Source organism: Pseudomonas sp. NPDC089996 (genome assembly GCF_044748405.1).
Classification (GTDB): Bacteria; Pseudomonadota; Gammaproteobacteria; order Pseudomonadales; family Pseudomonadaceae; genus Aquipseudomonas.
In genome coordinates this window covers 92,497-113,759 of the sequence record NZ_JBIVGA010000016.1, presented here as the reverse complement: position 1 = coordinate 113,759, position 21,263 = coordinate 92,497, and the positions used below count along the sequence as shown (strand labels likewise).

The window sequence follows — 21,263 nt, the reverse complement described above, 5'->3', positions numbered from 1 at the left end:
TTCAAGTGCGATGCTTCACGCCTGAAGGCAACGGAAAACGCTGGGAGGCTGGCTCCTCAAAGAAATTGCCTCCTGCCATAGAATCTCCCACAGGTCAACACTGCCCTTGAATATGGTGCTTTCCTGTGGGAGCGGGCTTGCCCGCGAAGAATCCAGCGCGTTACTCGCCCCAGACGCTGACGTACTCGGCAGTCTCCAGAATCGGCGCCGTACGCGGCTCGGCCACCGGCGTACCGACATACAGATAGCCGATCAGCTCTTCATTCTCGGCCATGCCCAAGCCCTTGTGCACATGGGCATCGAAAGCCATGTCGCCAGTACGCCACACCGCACCGATCCCTTGGGCATGCGCCGCAATCAGGATGCCATGAGCCGCGCACCCCGCCGCCAGGCGCTGCTCGGACTTGGGCACCTTGAAGTGGTCCTGCAGTTTGGCGATCACCACGATCAGCAACGGCGCCCGCAGCGGCATTGCCCGTGCCTTGTCCAGCGCAGCCTGGCTGGCGTCGCCCTTGTGCTGCAGCGCTTCGGCGAACAACTCACCGAGCTTGTCGCGGCCCTGACCCTCGATGGTCAGGAAGCGCCACGGCCGCAACTGGCCGTGGTCCGGTGCGCGCAAGGCGGCCTGGAACAATGCCTCGCGCTGGGCCTCATTGGGCGCAGGGTCGGTCAGGCGTGGCACGGAAACACGGTTGAGCAATGCGTCGAGAGCCTCCATCGGCTACCCTCCTGGCAGGTAAATGTGCGGCCATTCTAGCGTTTACATCAGCAGACCCATAGGTAGAATGGCGCCCTTCCGTTTCGAGTCAGAGCAGATCACATGGCGTTGCCGACCTTAAGGATCATTGGTTTCATCATCGGCATCTTCCTGATTACCCTGGCCGTGGGCATGGCCGTACCCATGGCGACCCTGATGATCTTCGAACGCACCGGCGACATGCCTTCGTTTCTCTGGTCGAGCCTGATCACCTTCATCGCCGGCCTGGCACTGGTCGTCCAGGGCCGCCCCGAGCATGTGCACCTGCGGCCTCGCGACATGTACCTGCTGACTGTCAGCAGCTGGGTGGTCGTGTGCATCTTCGCCGCACTGCCCTTTTTGCTGACCCAGCACATCAGCTATACGGACGCATTTTTCGAGAGCATGTCCGGCATCACCGCCACCGGTGCCACGGTACTCAGCGGGCTCGACAGCATGTCACCGGGCATCCTGATGTGGCGCTCGATGCTGCACTGGCTCGGCGGCATCGGCTTCATCGCCATGGCGGTGGCGATCCTGCCGCTGCTGCGCATCGGTGGCATGCGCCTGTTCCAGACCGAGTCGTCGGACCGCTCGGAGAAGGTCATGCCGCGCTCGCACATGGTCGCCAAGTCGATCGTCGGCGTATATGTCGGCTTCTCGATCCTTGGCGCCCTGGCCTTCTGGTGGGCCGGCATGAGCCCGTTCGATGCCATCAACCACGCCATGTCGGCGATCTCGACCGGCGGTTTCTCGACCTCCGACCAGTCCCTGGCCAAGTGGGACATCCCCGCCGTGCACTGGGTCGCGGTGGTGGTGATGATCCTCGGCAGCCTGCCCTTCACCCTGTACGTGGCAACCTTGCGCGGCAACCGCAAGGCGTTGATCCGCGACCAGCAGGTGCAGGGCCTGCTGGGCATGCTGGTGGTCACCTGGCTCGTGCTTGGCACCTGGTACTGGTACACCACCAACCTGCATTGGCTCGATGCCTTGCGCCACGTGGCGCTGAACGTCACCTCGGTGGTCACCACCACGGGCTTCGCACTGGGCGACTACAGCCTGTGGGGCAACTTCTCGCTGATGCTGTTCTTCTACCTGGGCTTCGTGGGTGGCTGCTCCGGCTCCACGGCCGGCGGTATCAAGATCTTCCGCTTCCAGGTGGCCTACATCCTGCTCAAGGCCAGCCTCAACCAGCTGATCCACCCGCGCGCGGTGATCAAGCAGAAGTACAACGGCCATCGCCTGGACGAAGAGATCGTGCGTTCGATCCTGACCTTCTCGTTCTTCTTCGCCATCACCATCTGCGTGATGGCCCTGCTGCTGTCGCTGCTGGGCGTGGACTGGATGACTGCGCTGACCGGCGCCGCCGGTACGGTGTCGGGCGTCGGCCCGGGGCTGGGCGAAGTGGTCGGGCCGTCAGGCAACTACTCGACGCTGCCGGATGCCGCCAAGTGGATCCTCGCCACCGGCATGCTGCTCGGCCGCCTGGAGATCATCACGGTGCTGGTGTTGTGCATGCCGGCGTTCTGGCGCCACTGACCTCGGCAGGCTCCGCGCTCAGCCGGGCGCGGTACTCGCTGGGGGTCACATCGAACCAGCGGCGGAACGCCCGGTAGAAGTTGCTCGGGTCGGCAAAGCCCAGCAGGTAGGCGGTTTCCAGCAGGGTCATGCCCGGCTGGGCCAGGTACTGCTCGGCGAGTTCGCGACGGGTGTCATCGAGCAAGGCCTGGAAGCTGGTGCCCTCTTCCTGCAAACGGCGCTGCAAGGTGCGCTGGGACAGGTGCAGGGCCCGAGCCAGGGTATCGCGCTTGGGTTCGCCTTGCGGCAGGATGCGGCACAGCACCTGGCGCACCCGGTGAGTCACGCGGCTTTCCGAGAAGCGCGCCAGGTATTCACCGGCAAAGCGGTCATGCAGGATGGCCATGGCTTCGTTGGCAGTGGGCAATGGCGCTTCCATGTCGGCCCGCTCGAACACCAGTGCATCATGCGGCGCGCCGAACACCAGCGGGGAATGGAAAGCCACCTTGTAGGGCTCGATATCGTTCGGCTGCGGCCCTTGCACCAGCACCCGCCGTGGCTGTACCGGCCGGCCACTGAGCCATTTGCACAAGGCCAGGGCGCAGGCCAGCGACGCTTCGGCGCTGTGCCGGGTGGGTGGCAGGTGATCGCCATGCACGGTCAGGATCAGCGAATAGCCTTCAGGGCCGAGGGTGAAGCTCAGGTCGGAGCTTTCAGCAATGATGCGCTGGTAGCGCACCAGCCGCTCGAACCCTTCGGCCAGGGTGCGGCTGGACATCAACGCGTAGCCGACCACATGGAACGAAGCCGGGCGCACCACCCGGGCCATGTTCAGGCCGATGGCTTCGTTGCCCGAGAGCTCGACCGCCAGCTGCCACAGGCGGGTCATGGCATCCTGCGGAAAGCGTGCATCCGGGTCGTCGAGTGCCGCGAAATCCAGTCCCAGCTGCTTGAACATGGCCGGGCAGTCGAGCCCTTCCAGCTCCAGCGCCTTGACAATCCCTGATGCCCAGCTGGCTGACGTGGTTCTTTCACTCATGGCAGGCTTCTTATGCTGACCGCATCATGCGGTGAACCCCAAGGATACTCATTTGGCGCCTATTGTCACTGGCCGGCCCCGCCAATGACTCTAGACTCGATTCAGGCTCCACGCCGTGTATCCTGTCCAAAAGTGATAATCCCGGAGTACTGCCCATGACAACCACCGCGCAGTTTCGCAGTTTCGCCGAGTTCTATCCGTATTACCTTGGGGAACACAGCAACCCCACCTGCCGACGTTTGCACTTCGTCGGCACCAGCCTGGTGATAGCCCTGCTCGCCTACACCATCGGCAGCGGCATGTGGTGGCTGCTGCTGGCGGTGCCGTTCTGTGGCTACGGCTTTGCCTGGGTCGGGCATTTCTTCTTCGAGAAGAACCGACCGGCGACCTTCAACCACCCGTGGTACAGCCTGGTCGGCGACTTCGCCATGTTCCGCGACATCCTGCTCGGCAGGATCAGTATGTAACCTGCGGATGCAGCCGGCTCATGCCGGCTCGCGCAACGCAGCAGCCTCCTCCTCGGCCAGACGCACCTGGGCATCGGCCAGCCGATACAACTCGATGCTGCCATCCCAGTGCTCGATCAGTGCCGTGCACGATTCCACCCAATCGCCGCAGTTGAGGTACTCCACCTCTCCCACCTGGCGAATCTCGGCATGGTGGATATGCCCGCAGACCACCCCGTGAAAGCCGCGACGGGTGCATTCGTGGGCAATTGCATCCTCGAAGTCGCTGATGAAGTTCACTGCCCCCTTGACCTTGTGCTTGAGGTACGCCGACAGCGACCAGTAGCCATACCCGTAGCGCGCACGCCAATGGTTGAGCCAGCGGTTGAGCACCAGGGTGAACTCGTAGGCACGGTCGCCGAGGAAGGCCAGCCAGCGGTGGTAGCGGGTGATCACGTCGAACTGGTCGCCATGGATCACCAACAGCCGACGGCCATCGGCGGTCAGATGCTCGGCCTCGTCCACCAGCTGGATGTTGCCCAGCATCAGCTTCGAGTAACGGCGCAGGAATTCGTCATGGTTGCCGGTGACGTAGATCACCTCGGTGCCACGCTTGCTCATGGTCAGCAGGCGGCGGATGACATTGGTGTGGGCTTGCGGCCAATAGATGCCGCTGCGCAGCTTCCAGCCATCGATGATATCGCCGACCAGGTAGATACGGTCGGCCTGGTAGCCCTTGAGGAACCGTGACAGGTGTTCGGCCTGGCAGTCACGCGTCCCCAGGTGCACGTCGGATATCCACAACGTGCGCACGCGCTGCTTGCGTGACGGGCGAGAGAGTTCGGCATGGCTCATGGGCAGGCTCCGGCGCTGTTTGCTGGAGACTGGCAGGGCCAGGTGACAGGTTGGTGGCAGGCATGTGACGAGTGATGGTCTGCCGGGAATGCGGCACAATGGCGAGCAGCCCCACGAGGATGCCCCATGGCCGGCCCGATACTTTCCTTGCGCCACTACCGCGATGAGCTGATCGCCCACAGTCACGAATACCCGCAATTGGTGTTCGGCCTGCACGGCCGGCTGGATTTCGAGGTGCAAGGCCACGGTGCCAGGGTCGCCCGCCAAGGGTTGATGGTGGTACCCGCGGGTGCCCATCACACCTGCGGCAGCGACATCGGCAGCGATTGCCTGGTGCTGGATGTGCCCGGCGAGCACTGGTTGCACGAGCAACTGGGCGTGCATGCCGATGCCAGCCGGCGCCTGCTCGACCAGCCTGGCGCACGGGAGCTGGACGATCGCCAGCAGCAACTGGTGGACTGGCTGGCGACGAGCCCCATGGACGACCCGCTGATCGCCCGGCAAGGCGCGGTGCTGCTGCTGGCCAGCCTCAACCCCAGCGCCTCGGCGATGGTCGCGCCCAGCCAGCGCCTGCCCTATGCCGCATTCGATGTGCATATCGAACAGCAGGCAGCGTACCCCTTGCAGGTGGCCGACCTGGCGCGCATCGCCGGCTTGTCGGCTACCCGACTGCATGCGCGCTTTACCGCAGAATGCGGCATGACACCGATGGACTACATTCGCCAGCGACGCCTGCTCAAGGCGCGGCGGCTGGTGATGCAGACTTCGTTGCCAATGGGGGAAATAGCCGCGCGGGTGGGGTACAGCTCGCAGAGTGCGTTTTCGGCGGCAATGCTGCGCGCGTTTGGTTGCTCGCCGCTGACCATGCGGCGAGCGCCTGGCGACAACTGACAGCAGGATGGCGACAGAACGTGCCGGCCTTTGGCTTTACACTTTGCCTGTGCCGGCCCTTTCGCGGGGCAAGCCCGCTCCCACCGGGATCTTGCAGATTCTGAAACCAGTGCAGTACTTGTGGGAGCGGGTTTACCCGCGAAGAGGCCAGCAAAGCCAGTAAAGAATCAAAGGACTTGCAATGAACCACCGCACTGCCCTCGGCGCCCTGCACATCGGCGCGTTGTTCTTCGGCCTGACCGGCGTCTTCGGCAAACTGGCCGCCAGCGCCAGCCCGGCAATCATCGTCTTCGGCCGCGCCGCTTTTGCCGTGCTGGCCCTGGCGCTGTTCGCCAGCCTGACCGGGCCCGGCTGGCGACGCCTGAGTGGCCAGGACATGCGTCGCCTGCTGCTCGGCGGCGTGCTGCTGGCCGGCCATTGGGTCAGTTTCTTCATCGCCGTGAAGGTCGGCGGCGTGGCCATCGCCACATTGGGCTTCGCCAGCTTCCCGGCGTTCACGGTGATCCTCGAAGGCCTGCTGTTCCGCGAGCGCATCCGCCGCAACGAAGGCGTGCTGGTGGTGCTGGTCAGCATCGGACTGATCCTGGTCACCCCGGCATTCGACCTGGCCAGCCAGGCCACCGCCGGCCTGCTCTGGGCCTTGCTCTCTGGCTTGTTGTTCTCGCTGCTGTCGCTGACCAACCGTGCCGGCTCCGGGCGCTTGCCGGCCGTACAGGCGGCGCTGTGGCAGAACCTGGTGGTCGGCGTGTGCCTGTTGCCTTTCGCCGGCCCGGGCCTGAGCCAGGTCGCCAGCATGGACTGGCTGTGGATCGCTCTGCTCGGGGTGTTCTGCACCGGCGTCGCCCACAGCCTGTTCGTGGCCAGCCTGGGGGTCATCAAGGCGCGCACCGCCGCCGTGGTATTTGCCATGGAACCGGTCTACGGCATCGCCGTGGCCTGGGCGGTGTTTGCCGAAACGCCGACCCTGCGCATGCTGCTCGGTGGCGTGCTGATCATCTTCGCCATCGTGCTGTCCAGCCGCATGGCCGCCGAGCAACCGCCACGGCACAAGGCCGTGGCCGAGGGCGTCTGATCAGCGATCGTTGTGGCCGAGGTCGCGTTGCGGGTCGATCTGGTCGCGAACCCGCTGCTTGAGCACCTTGGCCTCGGGGAAGCCCCCGTCGGCCTTGCGCTCCCAGATCTGCACGCCGTTGCAGGTGATGCGGAAAATCCCGCCAGTGCCCGGCTCCAGTGCCACCCGGCCGAGGTCGTCGGTGAAGGTGCTGAGCAGCTCCTGGGCCAGCCAGGCCGAACGCAGCAGCCATTGGCACTGCGTGCAATAAGTGATGACGATTTCCGGCTTGTTGTCGGCCATGCTGAGGCATCTCCAGGTGAGGGGCCGCTTATACTAGCGGTCTTTAGCCTCCGGTTTGAGACTCACGATGCACCGCCTGCTGTTCTGCCTTCTGCTGACGCTCACTGCCCTCACCGCATTCGCCGCCGAGCCTGCCCGCCCCAAGGTCGGCCTGGTGCTGTCTGGCGGTGCGGCCCGTGGCCTGGCCCATATCGGCGTGCTCAAGGCCCTGGAAGAACAGGGCGTGCACATCGACGCCATCGCCGGCACCAGCATGGGCGCAGTCGTGGGTGGGCTGTACGCCTCCGGCTACAGCGTCGAAGAACTGGAAAAGCTCGCCACCACACTGGACTGGCAGCAGGCGCTGTCCGATGCCCCGCCCCGCAAGGATGTGCCATTCCGGCGCAAGCAAGATGACCGCGACTTCCTGGTCAAACAGAAATTGAGTTTTCGCGACGACGGCAGCCTCGGCCTGCCACTGGGCGTGATCCAGGGCCAGAACCTGGCACTGCTGCTGGAAAGCAAACTGGCCCACACCGCCGACACCCGCGACTTCGACAAGCTGCCAATCCCCTTCCGCGCCGTGGCTACCGACATCGCCAGCGGCGAAAAGGTGGTGTTCAGCCGTGGCCACCTGCCGCAGGTGATTCGCGCGAGCATGTCGATCCCGGCCGTGTTCGCCCCGGTCGAACTGGACGGCCGCTTGCTGGTGGACGGCGGGATGACCGACAACATCCCGCTCGACGTTGCCCGGGAAATGGGCGTCGACCTGGCCATCGTCGTCGATATCGGCACCCCGCTGCGCGACCGCAAGCAGCTGGCCACGGTGGTCGACGTGCTCAATCAGTCGATAACCCTGATGACCCGGCGCAATTCCGAGGAGCAACTGGCCAGCCTGCACCGCGATGACATCCTGATCCAGCCCCAACTGGCCGCCTTTGGCGTCACCGACTTCGGCCGTGCCCAGGACATGATCGACGCCGGCTATCGCGCTGCACGCCTGCTGGACACGCGCCTGACTGCGTTGCGCCAACCAGAGCGCGACGCCAGCCTGGCCGTGGCCCGCTCGCCGGGTCAGCGCACGCCGGTGATCACCGCGATCAGGATAGAGAACGACTCCAAGGTCAGCGACGACGTGATCCGCTATTACATCCGCCAGCCCATTGGCGAACCACTGGCGCTCGACCGCCTGCAGACCGACATGGGGACTCTCTATGGCCTGGACTACTTCGATCGGGTGCAGTACCGGGTGGTGCACAAGGGCGATGACAACACCCTGGTGATCAATGCCCGCGGCAAGCGCGGCGGTACCGACTACCTGCGTCTGGGCCTGAACCTGTCGGACGACCTGCGCGGTGACAGCGCCTTCAACCTCGGCGCCAGCTACCGCATGAACGGCATCAACCAACTCGGTGCTGAATGGCTGACCCGTGCCCAGATCGGTGACCAGCAGGAGCTGTACAGTGAGTTCTACCAGCCGCTGGACGTGGGTTCGCGCTACTTCGTCGCGCCCTATCTGGACATCGGCTCGCAGAACATCGAGGCAACCCTGGACAACGACCCGATCGCCGAGTACCGACTGGAGCGCTATGGCTTTGGCCTCAATGTCGGCCGCCAGATCGGCACGTCCGGCGAAGTGCGCCTTGGCGTGGGCAAGGCCTGGGGTGAGGCAGAAGTGCGCATTGGCGATCAGGACTTGCCCTCGGTCAGCTTCAACGAAGGCTTCTACGAGCTGAAGTACTCGTTCGACACCCTCGATAATGTGTACTTCCCTCACCGTGGCGAGGACATCGGTCTGACTTTCCGCAAGTACGACCAGTCACTGGATTCGGACGAGGACTACCGACAGTGGTTGCTGAACCTGGACAAGGCGTTCAGCGTCGGGGCGCACACCTTCGTGCTGGGTGGGCGCTATGGGCGCACGCTGGACGCGACCGAGGTGGTGACTTCGAGTTTCGTATTGGGGGGCGCCAGGGAGCTGTCGGGCTTCCGTCAGGACTCGGTGTCGGGGCAGAACGTCAGCCTGCTGCGGATGGTTTATTACCGGCGCCTCACACCACGGGCCTATCTGCCGCTGGACTTCCCGCTGTATATCGGCGGTTCGCTGGAGCGCGGGCGGGCGTGGAACAACGACAATGAGTTCGACAGTGGCTATATCAATGCGGCGAGCATCTTCCTGGGGCTGGAGACGCCGTTGGGGCCGTTGAACCTGAGTTATGGGGGCAACAGTGCCCATGAGCAGGCGGTGTATCTGAACCTGGGGCACGCCTTCTGAATTGCCGGGGCCGCTTTGCGGCCCCTGAGCATTCAGGTTTTTTCGAGGTTGGCGAGAATCTTGGCATGCACCCGCATGCACACTTCCAGGTCCGCCTCATCCACGCCCGTGAACAGCTCCAGGCGCAGGGCGTTGGCAATGGTTTCGATCTGCTCGATCAGCGGCTTGGCCGGTGGGCACAGCGCGATCTTCTTTGCCCGCCGGTCTTCCAGTACCGCCTGGCGGCGCACCAGGCCCTGGCTTTCCAGGCTGTCGAGCAGCCGCGCCAGGGTCGGGCCTTCTACCCCCACGCTTTGCGCCAGCTCACGCTGGGTGGGCGCTTCTTCGAAGCGTGCCAGGTGCAACAACACCAGCCAGCGCGCCTGGGACAGGTTGAGCCCGGCCAGGCGGCGATCCAGCTCGGCACGCCAGCCACGGGACATCTGCGCCAGCTGCATGCCGAAGCGGTGTTGGTTGTCGGTCAGGGGCATAAGCAACTCTTGGACTAGAACTAATTATTAGTCAGCTAACCATGCTCCAGAGCATCAGGCAAGGCTGCCCGCTTTGGAAACGTCCGATAATCGTCAAAAAGGATGACAAACATCAGCAGTTGACTGAAATGCCGCCTATCAGAGCTCGAACTCCGCCGCCAGTGCCGCACGCACGCAGTACAGCACGCCCTCGGGTACCCGTGCGCCGAACAAAGGGGCGATCGCCGAGACCGGCGGCAGTTCGCCCTCGCCGTCGAGGAAGGCATCCTGCACTTCCATCATCAGGTCTTCCGGCACGTCCAACGCCTGCTCCAGGCTCAGTTCCCGGCGGCCAAGGGCCTCGGCCAGCAAGCTGTAGACGTTCTTCTCGCTGCAGTCGAGCTGCCCGGCGATCTGTGCCGGCGTCATGCCGGCGCGGGCCAGGCTGACCAGTTCGTGGCGCAGGTCGAGCACCACCTTCGGCGCCTCCTCGGTGCCGCCGGCGCCGTTGAGCACTTCGAGGAATGCCTGGCCATAGCGCTCCAGCTTGCGCGCCCCCACGCCACTGACCTGGGCCATGTCGCTGAGGCTGGTCGGCTGGCTGCGGAGCATCTCCAGCAGGGTGGAGTCGGGGAAGATGACATAGGGCGGCACGCTGTGCTCTTCGGCCAACTTGCGCCGCAGGGTGCGCAGCGCCTCCCACAGTTCGCGCTCCTCGGCGCGCACCAGCTGGCTGGCCGGGCTGCCGCCACTGGAGGACGCCTTGGCGACGGTCTGCGGCTTGAGATCGCGGCGCAGCTGCAGGTTCACCTCGCCGCGCAACAGCGGCCGGCAGCTATCGGACAGGCGCAGGCCACCGTAGCCTTCCAGGTCGATGTCGACCAGCCCGCGTGCTACCAGCTGACGGAACAGCGAACGCCATTCAGCCTCGGCCAGGCCCTTGCCGACGCCAAATACCGAGAGCTTCTCGTGGCCAAAGTTGCGGGCCTTCTCGGTGTCCTTGCCCAGCAGCACATCGACCAGGTGCCCAACGCCGTAGCGCTGGCCGGTGCGGAACACGGCCGACAGCGCCTGGCGGGCAGGCTCGGTGGCATCCCAGGTCTGGATCTGGTCGACGCAGTTGTCGCAATGGCCGCAGGGCTGTTCGAGGGTTTCGTCGAAGTACGCCAGCAGCGACTGACGCCGGCAGCGAGTTTCTTCACACAGGGCCAGCATGGCGTCGAGCTTGTGCTGCTCGATGCGTTTGTGGCGCTCGTCACCCTCCGAGTTCTGCAGCATCTGCTTGAGCATCACCATGTCCTGCAGGCCGTAGGCCATCCAGGCATCCGACGGCAGGCCGTCACGGCCGGCGCGGCCGGTTTCCTGGTAATAGGCTTCGAGCGACTTGGGCAGGTCGAGGTGGGCAACGAAGCGCACGTTGGGCTTGTCGATGCCCATGCCGAAGGCAATGGTAGCGACCATGATCAGCCCCTCTTCATTGAGGAAGCGGTGCTGGTTGGCGGCACGGGTCTCGGCGGCAAGGCCCGCGTGGTACGGCAATGCCGGGAACCCCTGCTCGCACAGAAACGCAGCGGTTTCGTCGACCTTCTTGCGCGACAGGCAGTAGACGATGCCGGCGTTGCCACGGCGCTCGCCGAGGAAGGCCATCAACTGCTTGCGTGGCGCCTCCTTGGGCACGATGCGGTAAAAGATGTTTGGCCGGTCGAAACTCGACAGGAAGCGTTCGGCGCCCTGCAGGTGCAGGCGCTGGACGATCTCCTCGCGGGTACGCATGTCGGCAGTGGCGGTCAGGGCGATGCGCGGCACATGCGGGAACAGCTCGGCCAGCTGCCCCAGTTGCAGGTACTCCGGACGGAAGTCATGGCCCCATTGCGATACACAGTGGGCTTCGTCGATGGCGAACAGCGAGATATCGAGATCGCGCAGGAAGTCCAGCATGCGCGGCTGCACCAGGCGCTCAGGCGCCAGGTAGAGCATCTTCACCTCGCCGCGGCGCAGGCGCCCGGCCAGGTCACGCTGCTGCTCCGCGCTCAGCGTGGAGTTCAGCGCTGCGGCGGCGACGCCGAGTTCGTCGAGGGTGGCGACCTGGTCGTCCATCAGCGCAATCAGCGGCGACACCACCACCGTCAGGCCTGGGCGCAGCAAGCCAGGCACCTGGAAGCACAGCGACTTGCCGCCACCGGTAGGCATCAGCACCAGGGCATCGCCGCCATTGGCCACGCATTCGATGATCGCTGCCTGGCGCCCACGGAAACTGTCGTAACCGAAGATATCCTTGAGAACGCGCTGAGCCTGTTCGAGCATGTGCAACTCCACAAATCGCCGTACCATCCTGGACACAGGCTGGACGAAAAACCCGCCCCGCACACGCCAAAAGCGTAAGCGGCTTTTGCCAGGTGGCCGGGAAAACCCGCCCCTGGATGAAAAACGGCGGAGTATACCGTAGTGACGGCCCGCACAGGATGCCCGGTGACAGACGTTCCCTTTGCCCCGCTGCCGCCGCAAGGTGCTAGAATTCACTATCGTTTATTCCCCCAAGGTAGCCCTGTAATGTCCTTCGCCGAGCAACTGACCCGCCTGCAAGCCTTCCTCGACGCCGACGAGCTGCACGAAGAAGCGCTGGACTACGTCGCCGCACACGGCTACCTGACCGCGCTGTCGATCTGCTCCGAGGACGTCCCCGAGCGTGAATGGATCGACGCGCTGTTCGCCGAAGAGCCCCATTACGCCAGCGATGCCCAGCGCACCGAGGTCGAAGCGACGCTGGTGGCTCTCAAAGGCCACATCGCCCGCCAACTGGCCAGCGACGAAGAATTCGACCTGCCATGCGACCTGGACCTGACCGACGAGCCGGACGATTCCGACCTGCGCGGTTGGTGCATCGGCTTCATGGAGGGTGTGTTCCTGCGTGAAGAGGCCTGGTTCGAGAACGCCGAGGAAGAAGTCAGCGAGATGCTGCTGCCGATCATGGTCGGTTCCGGCCTGTTCGACGAACAGCCGGAGTTCGCCGACATCGCCAGCAACGCCAACCTGCAGGACGACATGATCGTGCAGATCCCCGAAGCGCTGAGCGCACTGTTCCTGCTGCTGCACGCTCCAGACGAGAAGCCGGCGCTGCTCAAGCCACGCCACCACTGAGTCGGCCATGCGCTACCTGCTGCTGGCCATCGGCTGGCTCAGTGTTGCGCTGGGGGTGCTGGGTATCTTCCTGCCGGTGTTGCCCACCACCCCGTTCCTGCTGCTGGCGGCGGCCTGCTTCGCCCGCAGCTCACCGCGCTTTCATGACTGGCTGGTCAACCACCCTAAACTCGGGCCGTGGATACGTGACTACCTGAGTGGCGAGGGCATTCCGCTCAAGGGCAAGGTCTACGCCATCGGGCTGATGTGGGCGAGCATCGGGCTGTCCTGCTACCTGGTGCCCTTGTTCTGGGCCAGGGCCTTCATGCTGACCAGTGCGGTGCTGGTGACCGCGTACATCCTCAAGCAGAAGACCCTCCGCCGACCAAGTTGAGCCCTGCTATCTCCTGTACCGGCCTCTTCGCGGGCACGCCCGCGAAGAGGCCGGTACAGGAGGCAAGGGCCTGCCTGTCAGACCGTATCCACCTTCAACGAATGATCATTGATCATCCCGGTGATGATGGTCGCCGTATCATGCCCCGCCGAAATCACCCCGCCCGCCCCTGCCGTCACGCCGTAGTGCTGTGCCAGGTCGACCCCTGCCAGGTCGATGGTCTGGGTCGGCGCGGCCCCCGCCACGCTACTCACCTCGATGGTCGAAACCACACTGTTGCCCGTGCCGCTGACCTTGAAGTGCAGGTAGTCATCCAGCGAAGCCGCGGTGGCATTCTCGCCTTGAAGCAGTTGCGAAAGGTCCAGTCGATCACTGCCCGGGGTGAAGTCGGTCACCGTGTCATGCCCGGTGTCGCCCTTCTGCCAGACGAAGGTGTCGTTGCCGTTGCCGCCGGTCATGGTGTCATTGCCCGGCCCACCGATGAGGATGTCGTTGCCGTCACCGCCCTTGAGCACATCGTCACCCAGGCCACCACTGAGCAGGTTGTCACCCGCATTGCCGATCAGCGTGTCGTTGTAGTCGGAGCCGATCAGGTTCTCGATGCTGTTCAGTGTGTCGACGCCAGCGCCCCCGGTGTTCTGCGCGCCACTCAGGCTCAGGTCGACCGTCACCGCCCCAGCGGCCGAGGCGTAGCTGGCCGTGTCGTTGCCTGCTCCGCCATCGAGCAGGTCATTGCCAGGCCCGCCAATCAGCAGGTCATCGCCGTTGCCGCCGTACAGGTGGTCATTGCCCGCGCCGCCGATCAGCACATCATGGCCATCCCCACCCTTGAGAATAGTGTCGGCATTGCTTGCGATCAGCACATCGTCCCCGGCCGTGCCGTCGAGCGTCGACCCGGCCTGGTAGGTGATATCCACCGCGCCGGTGGCGCTGCCGCCATGGCCATCGTTGACCGTGTAACTGCCTTCATGCACCTCGTTGACGGCGTTGCTGTAGTCGACCACCAGGCTCAGCTTGTAATTCTCGGCGGCCTTGCTGTTGCCCAGCGGGTTGATCTCGTTGACGACATGGATGCTGTACACCCCGTCGTGGCTGGCGGTGAAGCTGCCGCCATCGGCAATGGAGTGGTAGCTGCCGGTGGCGTCCTTCCACTCCAGGCTCAGGTTGCCGTCGGGACGGTCGTGGTCCAGCTGCAGGGTCTCGCCTTTGCGCAAGCTGACGTTGATCACGTCTTCGGCGTTGGCATTGCTGCTGGAGAGCGAGCCGAGGTAGCCCAGCACCACCAGCGCCGCGGTCATGCTGCCGGCACTGGTGGTGAAAGCGCTACGGTCCAGCGCTTTGAGCTGGTTGTCGAGCGAGTTGCCATGGCCATCGAAGGTGATGTTCTTCACGGTTGTGCCAACGGTGAACCCTGCACCCTTGTCGGCAAAGTCCGTGTTGAAAGTGATGGGCGCCGCGCTCAGGCGGTCGTTGTCGGCATCACTGTCGTTGGCCAGCAGCGCTTCGGACGCCACGGTGATACTGGCACCGGTGATATTGGTAATCACATGGTCCGCGCCTGCCACTGGCGCATGATTGCCATTGATCAGCACCAGCAAGTCGGCGCTGCTGGTATCGCCGTCGTTGTCACTGACCATGAAGCCGAAGCGTTCGGACTGCATGTAGTCAGCGCCCTTGGGCGGCGCGTAGGTGAACTCGCCGCTGTCCATGTTCACCAGCAGGCTGCCACCCAGGCTGGTCTTGATGGTGAGCGTATTGCCCGTGGTATCGAAGCTGGCGTTGTCTGCGCCACCGCTGGCCAGGTATCCACCCTGCCCGGCGTTGGCTTTCGGGTCGTAGGTGTAGGTAGTGCCGTCCACCAGCAGTGCCTTGATGAAGCCACCATCGGCACCAAAGGTGCCATCGCTGAGCAGGCTGCCGGTAATCGGCGAACCCTGCACGGTGCCCGACAGCACACCATGGAGCTGGTTGAGGTCGGTAACGATCACCGAGTTGGTGTCGGTATGGCTGCTGCCGTCGTAGGCCAACGGGTTCAGGTTGCCCGCGTTGATATCCTTGCCCAGGCCAATGGCGTATGACTTGATGCCATTGCTGTCGAGGAAGGTTTCCCAGGTGGCTTCGCGGGCGGCGGTAATGGCATGCCCGGAGCTGGGCTCACCATCGGAGAAGAAGTAGCTGACATTCTGCGCGCCATCGAGCTTGCCATTCTGGGCAAAAGCCGCCTGGGCTGTGGTGACAGCGCTGTCGTAGTGGGTGGTGCCGCCAGCGTGCAAGCCGTTGACGATCGACTTGGCTGCGTCGATGCTGACCCATTCGGCCGACTGGATCTGCGCGCCCGTGCCGAAGGTGACGATCTGCACCTTGATGTCGCCCATGCCGTCGTACTTGTCGAGCAGTGCAGCGATGGCCTGCTTGGCTGCTTCCAGGCGAGTCAGGCCCGGGATGCCGGATGCCGACGCCATGCTGCTGGACACATCGATCACCAGCAGGATGTTGGAGTCTACCTGGCCCGGGGTGATGCTGCGCACGGCGCAGACTGCGTTGGGCTCGTCATCGACGATGGTGATGGCAATGTTGCTGGTAACACTGTGGCCCAGGGAATCGGTGGCCTTGTAAGTGAAATATTCGACTGCCGAATCGGCACCCGGGGTATTGGCGGGCGAGGTCAGCGTGTAGGTATAGCTGCCGTCAGGCTGGAGGCTGATTTGCCCATACTGGCCGACAGCATTGCCCACCAGGCTGTAGGTCAGTGCCCCCACACCACCGGACACCGAGCCCACCAGCGAGCCGGATGCCGTTTCGCCGGTCGAGCCCGGATCACTGCCGATGCCGCTGCCTGCTGCCAGGTCGTTGCCATCCTTGTGCAGGTCCAGGGCTTTCTCGAACACCGTGACATCGCGGTCTTCGCAGGCGATGAGCCTTGCGTCGTGCACGTTGATGGTCAGGGTCGTGGTGCTTTCGTCACCATCGGCATCACGAATGGTGTAGACGAAACGGTCGACGGCATCCCGCGGCGACTCCACGTCAGGGTTTGAGTGGTAGACCGCATTGCCCTTCTCGTCGATGGTCAGGTAGCCGTACTGCCCATTCACCTGGCTGTTCAGCTGGCCGATGGCCGAGGTGGATGTGTCACTGCCGGCACGCACACCGACCACGTAGTTGCCGTCACCGCGAACGTCGGCCCCCACCACATCGTTGTACATCACATTGCCGCGCACCTCGTCGCCCTTGTACACGCTGACAAAATCGCAATGAGCCTGGGGCACGTCGTCGACAATGCTGATGACGATGGTGCTGGTGGCCGAATGGCCGTAGGCGTCCTGAACCTGATAGGTGAAGGATTCAGTGACGGTGTTGGCGCCATCGTTGGCATGGGTCGGTGAGTTGGCTGGCGACGTCAGGGTATAGGTGTAGCTGCCGTCGGCGTTGAGATGAATCTGCCCATACTGGCCGACTGCATTGCTGACCAGGCTGTAGGACAAGGCGCCTATGCCGCCACTGGTCAAACCGACCAGGCTGCCAGAGGCGGTTTCCAGCGGCGATGTCGGGTCGCTGCCGGTGACCGTGCCTGCGGCCAGATCGCTGCCATCCTTGCTCAGGTCCAGGGCTTTCTCGAACACCGTGGCCTCGCCGTCCATGCACACTTCGATGCGCGGGTCATGCACGTTGATGGTGATCGTCGTGGTGCTTTCGTCGCCATCGGCATCGCGGATGGTGTAGACGAAGGTGTCGACGGCATCGCGCGGTGACGCCACGTCCGGGTTGGAGTGATAGACCGCATTGCCCTTGTCATCAATGGTCAGGTAGCCGTACTGGCCATTCACCTGAGTGTTCAGCTGGCCGATGGCCGAGGTACTGGTATCGCTGCCGGCACGCACGCCGACCACGTAATTGCCATCGCTGCGCACGTCGGCACCGACCACATCGTTGTACATCACATTGCCGCGCACCTCGTCGCCCTTGTACACGCTGGTGTAGTCGCTGTGGGCTTGCGGTACGTCGTCGACGATGGTGATGACAATCGTGCTGGTGGTCGAGTTGCCGAGCGAATCCTTCACTTGGTAGGTGAAGGTTTCAGTGACGGTGTTGGGGCCGTCATTGGCGTGGATCGGCGAATTGGCAGGTGAAGTCAGGGTGTAGGTGTAGGTGCCGTCGGCGTTCAGGTGAAGCTGGCCGTACTGGCCTGCGGCATCGCCCACCAGGCTGAAGGTCAACGCACCGACACCGCCGCTGGCAGAGCCGACCAGGGTGCCGGTGGCGGTTTCACGCGTTGAACTCGGGTCACTGCCGGTAACGCTGCCGGCTGCCAGGTCGTTGCCGTCCTTGTTCAAGTCCAGGGCATTTTCGTACACCGTGACATCGCGGTCGGCGCAGGCCATCAGCGAGTTGTGCACGTTGATGGTGATTGTCGTGGTGCTTTCGTCGCCATCGGCATCGCGGATGGTGTAGACGAAGGTGTCGACGGCATCGCGCGGCGACGCCACGTCCGGGTTGGAGTGATAGACCGCGTTGCCCTTCTCGTCGATGGTCAGGTAGCCGTACTGGCCATTCACCTGGGTGTTCAGCTGGCCGATGGCTGAAGTGCTGGTGTCGCTGCCGGCACGCACGCCGACCACATAGTTGCCGTCATTGCGAACATCAGCCCCGACCACATCGTTGTACAACACGTTGCCGCGCACCTCGTCGCCCTTGTACACGCTGGTGTAGTCGCTGTGGGCTTGCGGCACGTCGTCGACGATGGTGATGACGAGGGTGCTGGTGGTCGAGTTGCCGAGCGAATCCTTTACCTGGTAGGTGAAGGATTCAGTGACGGTGTTGGGGCCGTCATTGGCATGGGTCGGCGAGTTGGCAGGTGAAGTCAGGGTATAGGTGTAGGTACCGTCGGCGTTCAGGTGAAGCTGGCCGTACTGGCCTGTGGCATCGCCCACCAGGCTGTAGGTCAATGCACCGACACCGCCGCTGGCCGTGCCTGCCAGGCTGCCGGATGCAGTTTCACGCGTCGAGTCCGGGTCGCTGCCGGTGACGGTGCCTGCAGCCAGGTCGTTGCCGTCCTGGTGAACATCCAGCGCGCTTTCATGGACGGTCACCCCGCCAACGGGCCCTGCGACGAGCGAGCAGTCCTGCACATTGATCGTGATGGTCGTGGTGCTCTCGTCGCCGTCGGTGTCACGAATGGTGTAGACGAAGACATCGCTGGCGCCTGGCGGCAGCACCGCATTCGGGTTGGCGTGATAGACCGCGTTACCCGCCGCATCGATGGTCAAGGTGCCGTACTGGCCGGCGATCTCGGTGTTGAGATTGCCGATGGCGGACGTCGAAGTGTCGGAGCCGGCGCGTGCACCGACCACGACATTGCTGGTGCCTGCCTGGTCTGCGCCCAGTTTGTCGTTCCAGAGAACATTGCCCGTGGCTGTGCCGCCCTCCACGACGCTGGTGGTATCCGACACCGCCTGCGGTACATCGTCGACGATGTTCACGTCCAGGCTGCCAGTGGCGGTGCTGCCGTCGACGTCCTTGGCGACCACGTCGAAGTGCTCGTTGATGCTGTTGGTGCCCGCACCGTCGGGATGGCTTTCGTTATCGGTCAGCGTATAGCTGTAGCTCACCACGCCAGTGGCCGGGTTGTAGCCGGTGATGGTCAAGGTGTTGCCTTGCGGTGTGGTCACCGATTGCGGGAAGCCAGCGGCCACGCCGCCCGTGACCACGGCGATGCCACCAACGGTCAGGCTTTGCAGGCCGTCCGCCGCCGTGACCTTGAAGGTGCCTTGCTGGGTCAGTGCGTTCGCGTCCGGCGAAGTGCCGTCGCTGAGGTTCTTCTCGTAAACGGTCAACTCACCGTTCTGCACGTCCAGGCCGTCGAGGGTGACCGGATCGTTGAGGTTGCTGATGTTCAGGGTCAGGGTCGCCGTGCTGGTGTCGCCGTCGGCGTCCTTGATCGTGTAGGTGAAATTTTCCACGCCATCACCGCCACCGCCCAGGCTCTTGAAGTCCGGGGCGTTGGGGTTGAGCGTGTAGGTGTAGGAGCCGTCGGCGGCGAGGACCAGCGTGCCGTAGGAGCCGGTGAACGTACCGGCGATGACCGGACCGCCCGTCACGCGGTCGGCGCCTTGCACGTCGTTGGTCAGCACATTGCCGGTCAACTCTGTGTGTTGTTCGGTCGCCGTGACAGCGTTGCTGTCATCCACTGCTTTGGGCACATCGTCGACGATGTTCACGTCCAGGCTGCCAGTGGCAGTGCTTCCGTCGACATCCTTGGCGACCACGTCGAAATGCTCGCTGATGCTGTTGGTGCCGGCACCGTCGGGATGGCTTTCGTTGTCGGTCAGCGTGTAGCTGTAGCTCACCACGCCAGTGGCCGGGTTGTAGCCGGTGATAGTCAGGGTGTTGCCTTGCGCTGTGGTCACCGATTGCGGGAAGCCGGCGGCCACGCCGCCAGTGACGACCGCTATACCGCCCACGGTAAGGCTTTGCAGGCCATCCGCCGCGGTGACCTTGAAGCTACCTTGCTGGGTCAGTGCGTTCGCGTCTGGCGAGGTGCCGTCACTCAGGTTCTTCTCGTAAACGGTCAACCCACCGTTCTGCACGTCCAGGCCATCGAGGGTGACAGGGTCGTTGAGGTTGCTGATGTTCAGCGTCAGAGTTGCCGTGCTGGTGTCGCCGTCAGCGTCCTTGATCGTGTAAGAGAAGTTCTCCACGCCATCGCCGCCACCGCCCAGGTTCTTGAAGTCCGGGGCGTTGGGGTTGAGCGTATAGGTGTAGGAGCCGTCTGCAGCCAGGACCAGCGTACCGTAGGTGCCGGTGAACGTACCGGCGATTACCGGGCCGCCCGCCACGCGGTCGGCACCTTGAGCATCGTTGGTCAGCACGTTCCCGGTCAGCTCGACATGCTGTTCGGTTGCTGTCTCGGCGTTGCTGTCATCCACCGCTTTGGGCACGTCATCGACGATGTTCACATCCAGGCTGCCAGTGGCAGTACTGCCATCGGCGTCCGTGGCGACCACATCGAAATGTTCGCTGATGCTATTGGCACCGGCACCGTCGGGATGGCTTTCGTTACCCGTCAGCGTGTAGCTGTAGCTCACCACCCCGGTGGTCGGGTTATAGCCGGTGATGGTCAAGGTGTTGCCCAGCCCGGTGGTGATCGACTGGCCAACGCCGGTCACCAGGCCACCGGTCACCACGTCGATGCCACCGACGCTAAGGTTGAACAGGCCATCCTGCGCCACCACGGTGAAGCTGCCGTGCTGGGTCAAGGCCGCCGCGTCGCTGGCAGAGCCCAACTCCAGGTTCGCCTCGTTCAGGCCCAGCTCGGCGGGGGCGATATCCAGCCCTGACAAGGTGACGGAGTGATTCTCGACTACCGGCGGGATGGAAGGCTCAGCAGGGCCATCGTCGCCTCCCACTGGACGACCGTTGAGTGAGCTGCCATTGCTGGGGTCAAGGCCGCCCACTTCGCGCATGGCGAGTTCGGGAATGCCATTGAAGCCCGCCGTCGGGAAGCCCACCACGGGATCGACACGCGCCCCCACTTCACTCAGCAGGACGAAACTATGGCCACCCCCCAGCGCGCCAGAAGCATTCCCGTTGCCTGGCCCGGCGGCGGTTGCCTCGGCGCTCTGGGTCGGGTCGTCGCCAGCGGCAATTGCCTGCTGGATACGCTCCACATCCGTCAGTTGCGCGTCGCTCGGCGCAGCGTCGTGGCCCTCCACATGGGGCGCCCGGTTGGCGAGCAGGTCCGCCGTCATCTGCAGGCTGCTGTCGCGGCCCAGGGTCAGCTCGGCACCGTTCTGCAGGTGCACCGCCACGGCCCCCGCAACGCCCGTTTCCAGCTGCTCGCCAGCGAACAGGCGGTCGCCTTCTACCAAGGGACGCCGAGTACCGTCGCCGGCGACGGCGAATACTTGACCCACTACCTTGCTGACCACACCGACTAACTTAGCCATGAGCGCATGCCTCCCCTTACTGATCGGCTACCTCAGCCAATGACATTGCGCAGGCAGGTGTGGGCATGGAGTCCGAATGATCTCAATGGTGAGAATCGTTCTCTCAGGCACTACTTTGGCGATAGTAATAATGTAATTTGGCCATCAATGCATGCCAATTTTTTGTCGCCAAATACTCCAATCACCTAACCGTCCCGTGTCCTTAGCTGTAAAAAATCTGGAACTCGCTGCAGTGCTTGTAGGCCGTGCAATGCAGCGGCTCGCCAA

General features: G+C 63.8%; 14 protein-coding genes. 7 read left to right on the top strand and 7 right to left on the bottom strand.

The genetic code is table 11. The annotated features are described in order from the left end of the window. Window positions 1-160 precede the first annotated feature (160 nt). On the bottom strand, window positions 161-718 hold the full coding sequence (locus ACIPW4_RS23520; protein WP_400662046.1) for an NAD(P)H nitroreductase: 558 nt from the start codon (window positions 716-718) through the stop codon (window positions 161-163). 102 nt (window positions 719-820) lie between these two features. On the opposite strand from ACIPW4_RS23520, the gene ACIPW4_RS23515 reads away from it, so the two are divergent. Continuing rightward, entirely contained in the window at window positions 821-2,275 is a 1,455-nt protein-coding gene (locus tag ACIPW4_RS23515; RefSeq protein ID WP_400662044.1) for a TrkH family potassium uptake protein, read from the top strand. Here the strand turns inward: ACIPW4_RS23515 and ACIPW4_RS23510 are convergent. Then, window positions 2,232-3,293, bottom strand: coding sequence for an AraC family transcriptional regulator (locus ACIPW4_RS23510; protein ID WP_400662042.1), 1,062 nt, complete (start codon window positions 3,291-3,293; stop codon window positions 2,232-2,234). The two genes, ACIPW4_RS23515 and ACIPW4_RS23510, sit on opposite strands and share 44 nt — an antisense overlap. 155 nt (window positions 3,294-3,448) lie before the next feature. Between ACIPW4_RS23510 and ACIPW4_RS23505 the strand changes: the two genes are divergently transcribed. Continuing rightward, complete coding sequence (locus ACIPW4_RS23505) at window positions 3,449-3,760, top strand: Mpo1-like protein (RefSeq protein ID WP_400662040.1); 312 nt, start codon at window positions 3,449-3,451, stop codon at window positions 3,758-3,760. Window positions 3,761-3,778: 18 nt separating this feature from the next. On the opposite strand, the gene ACIPW4_RS23500 is transcribed toward ACIPW4_RS23505, so the two are convergent. Next, window positions 3,779-4,594, bottom strand: coding sequence for a UDP-2,3-diacylglucosamine diphosphatase (locus ACIPW4_RS23500; RefSeq protein WP_400662037.1), 816 nt, complete (start codon window positions 4,592-4,594; stop codon window positions 3,779-3,781). 126 nt (window positions 4,595-4,720) lie between these two features. Here ACIPW4_RS23500 and ACIPW4_RS23495 point away from each other — a divergent pair, with 126 nt between their 5' ends. Both ACIPW4_RS23495 and ACIPW4_RS23490 read left to right on the top strand, forming a co-directional pair. Continuing rightward, complete coding sequence (locus ACIPW4_RS23495; protein ID WP_400662034.1) at window positions 4,721-5,485, top strand: AraC family transcriptional regulator; 765 nt, start codon at window positions 4,721-4,723, stop codon at window positions 5,483-5,485. Between the two features lie 181 nt (window positions 5,486-5,666). Continuing rightward, on the top strand, window positions 5,667-6,557 hold the full coding sequence (locus tag ACIPW4_RS23490; protein ID WP_400662032.1) for a DMT family transporter: 891 nt from the start codon (window positions 5,667-5,669) through the stop codon (window positions 6,555-6,557). On the opposite strand, the gene ACIPW4_RS23485 is transcribed toward ACIPW4_RS23490, so the two are convergent. Beyond that, complete coding sequence (locus ACIPW4_RS23485; protein ID WP_400662030.1) at window positions 6,558-6,839, bottom strand: SelT/SelW/SelH family protein; 282 nt, start codon at window positions 6,837-6,839, stop codon at window positions 6,558-6,560. A 67-nt stretch (window positions 6,840-6,906) separates the two neighbouring features. Here ACIPW4_RS23485 and ACIPW4_RS23480 point away from each other — a divergent pair, with 67 nt between their 5' ends. Further along, window positions 6,907-9,093, top strand: a complete 2,187-nt coding sequence (locus tag ACIPW4_RS23480) for a patatin-like phospholipase family protein (protein ID WP_400662027.1) — start codon at window positions 6,907-6,909, stop codon at window positions 9,091-9,093. Between the two features lie 32 nt (window positions 9,094-9,125). On the opposite strand, the gene ACIPW4_RS23475 is transcribed toward ACIPW4_RS23480, so the two are convergent. Further along, on the bottom strand, window positions 9,126-9,563 hold the full coding sequence (locus ACIPW4_RS23475; RefSeq protein WP_400662025.1) for a MarR family transcriptional regulator: 438 nt from the start codon (window positions 9,561-9,563) through the stop codon (window positions 9,126-9,128). Between the two features lie 138 nt (window positions 9,564-9,701). Continuing rightward, window positions 9,702-11,846 carry a DNA helicase RecQ gene (recQ, locus tag ACIPW4_RS23470; RefSeq protein ID WP_400662023.1) on the bottom strand — a complete coding sequence of 715 codons (2,145 nt, stop codon included), beginning with the start codon at window positions 11,844-11,846 and terminating at the stop codon, window positions 9,702-9,704. 246 nt (window positions 11,847-12,092) lie between these two features. Between recQ and ACIPW4_RS23465 the strand changes: the two genes are divergently transcribed. Beyond that, a complete protein-coding gene (locus ACIPW4_RS23465; protein ID WP_400662021.1) occupies window positions 12,093-12,680 on the top strand; it encodes a YecA family protein in 588 nt (195 codons plus the stop codon). A 7-nt stretch (window positions 12,681-12,687) separates the two neighbouring features. Continuing rightward, window positions 12,688-13,053: a YbaN family protein gene (locus ACIPW4_RS23460; RefSeq protein WP_400662018.1), complete on the top strand. Its 366-nt coding sequence runs from the start codon at window positions 12,688-12,690 to the stop codon at window positions 13,051-13,053. 77 nt (window positions 13,054-13,130) lie between these two features. Here the strand turns inward: ACIPW4_RS23460 and ACIPW4_RS23455 are convergent, their stop codons facing one another. Further along, window positions 13,131-20,996, bottom strand: a complete 7,866-nt coding sequence (locus tag ACIPW4_RS23455) for a retention module-containing protein (protein ID WP_400662015.1) — start codon at window positions 20,994-20,996, stop codon at window positions 13,131-13,133. Window positions 20,997-21,263 lie beyond the last annotated feature (267 nt).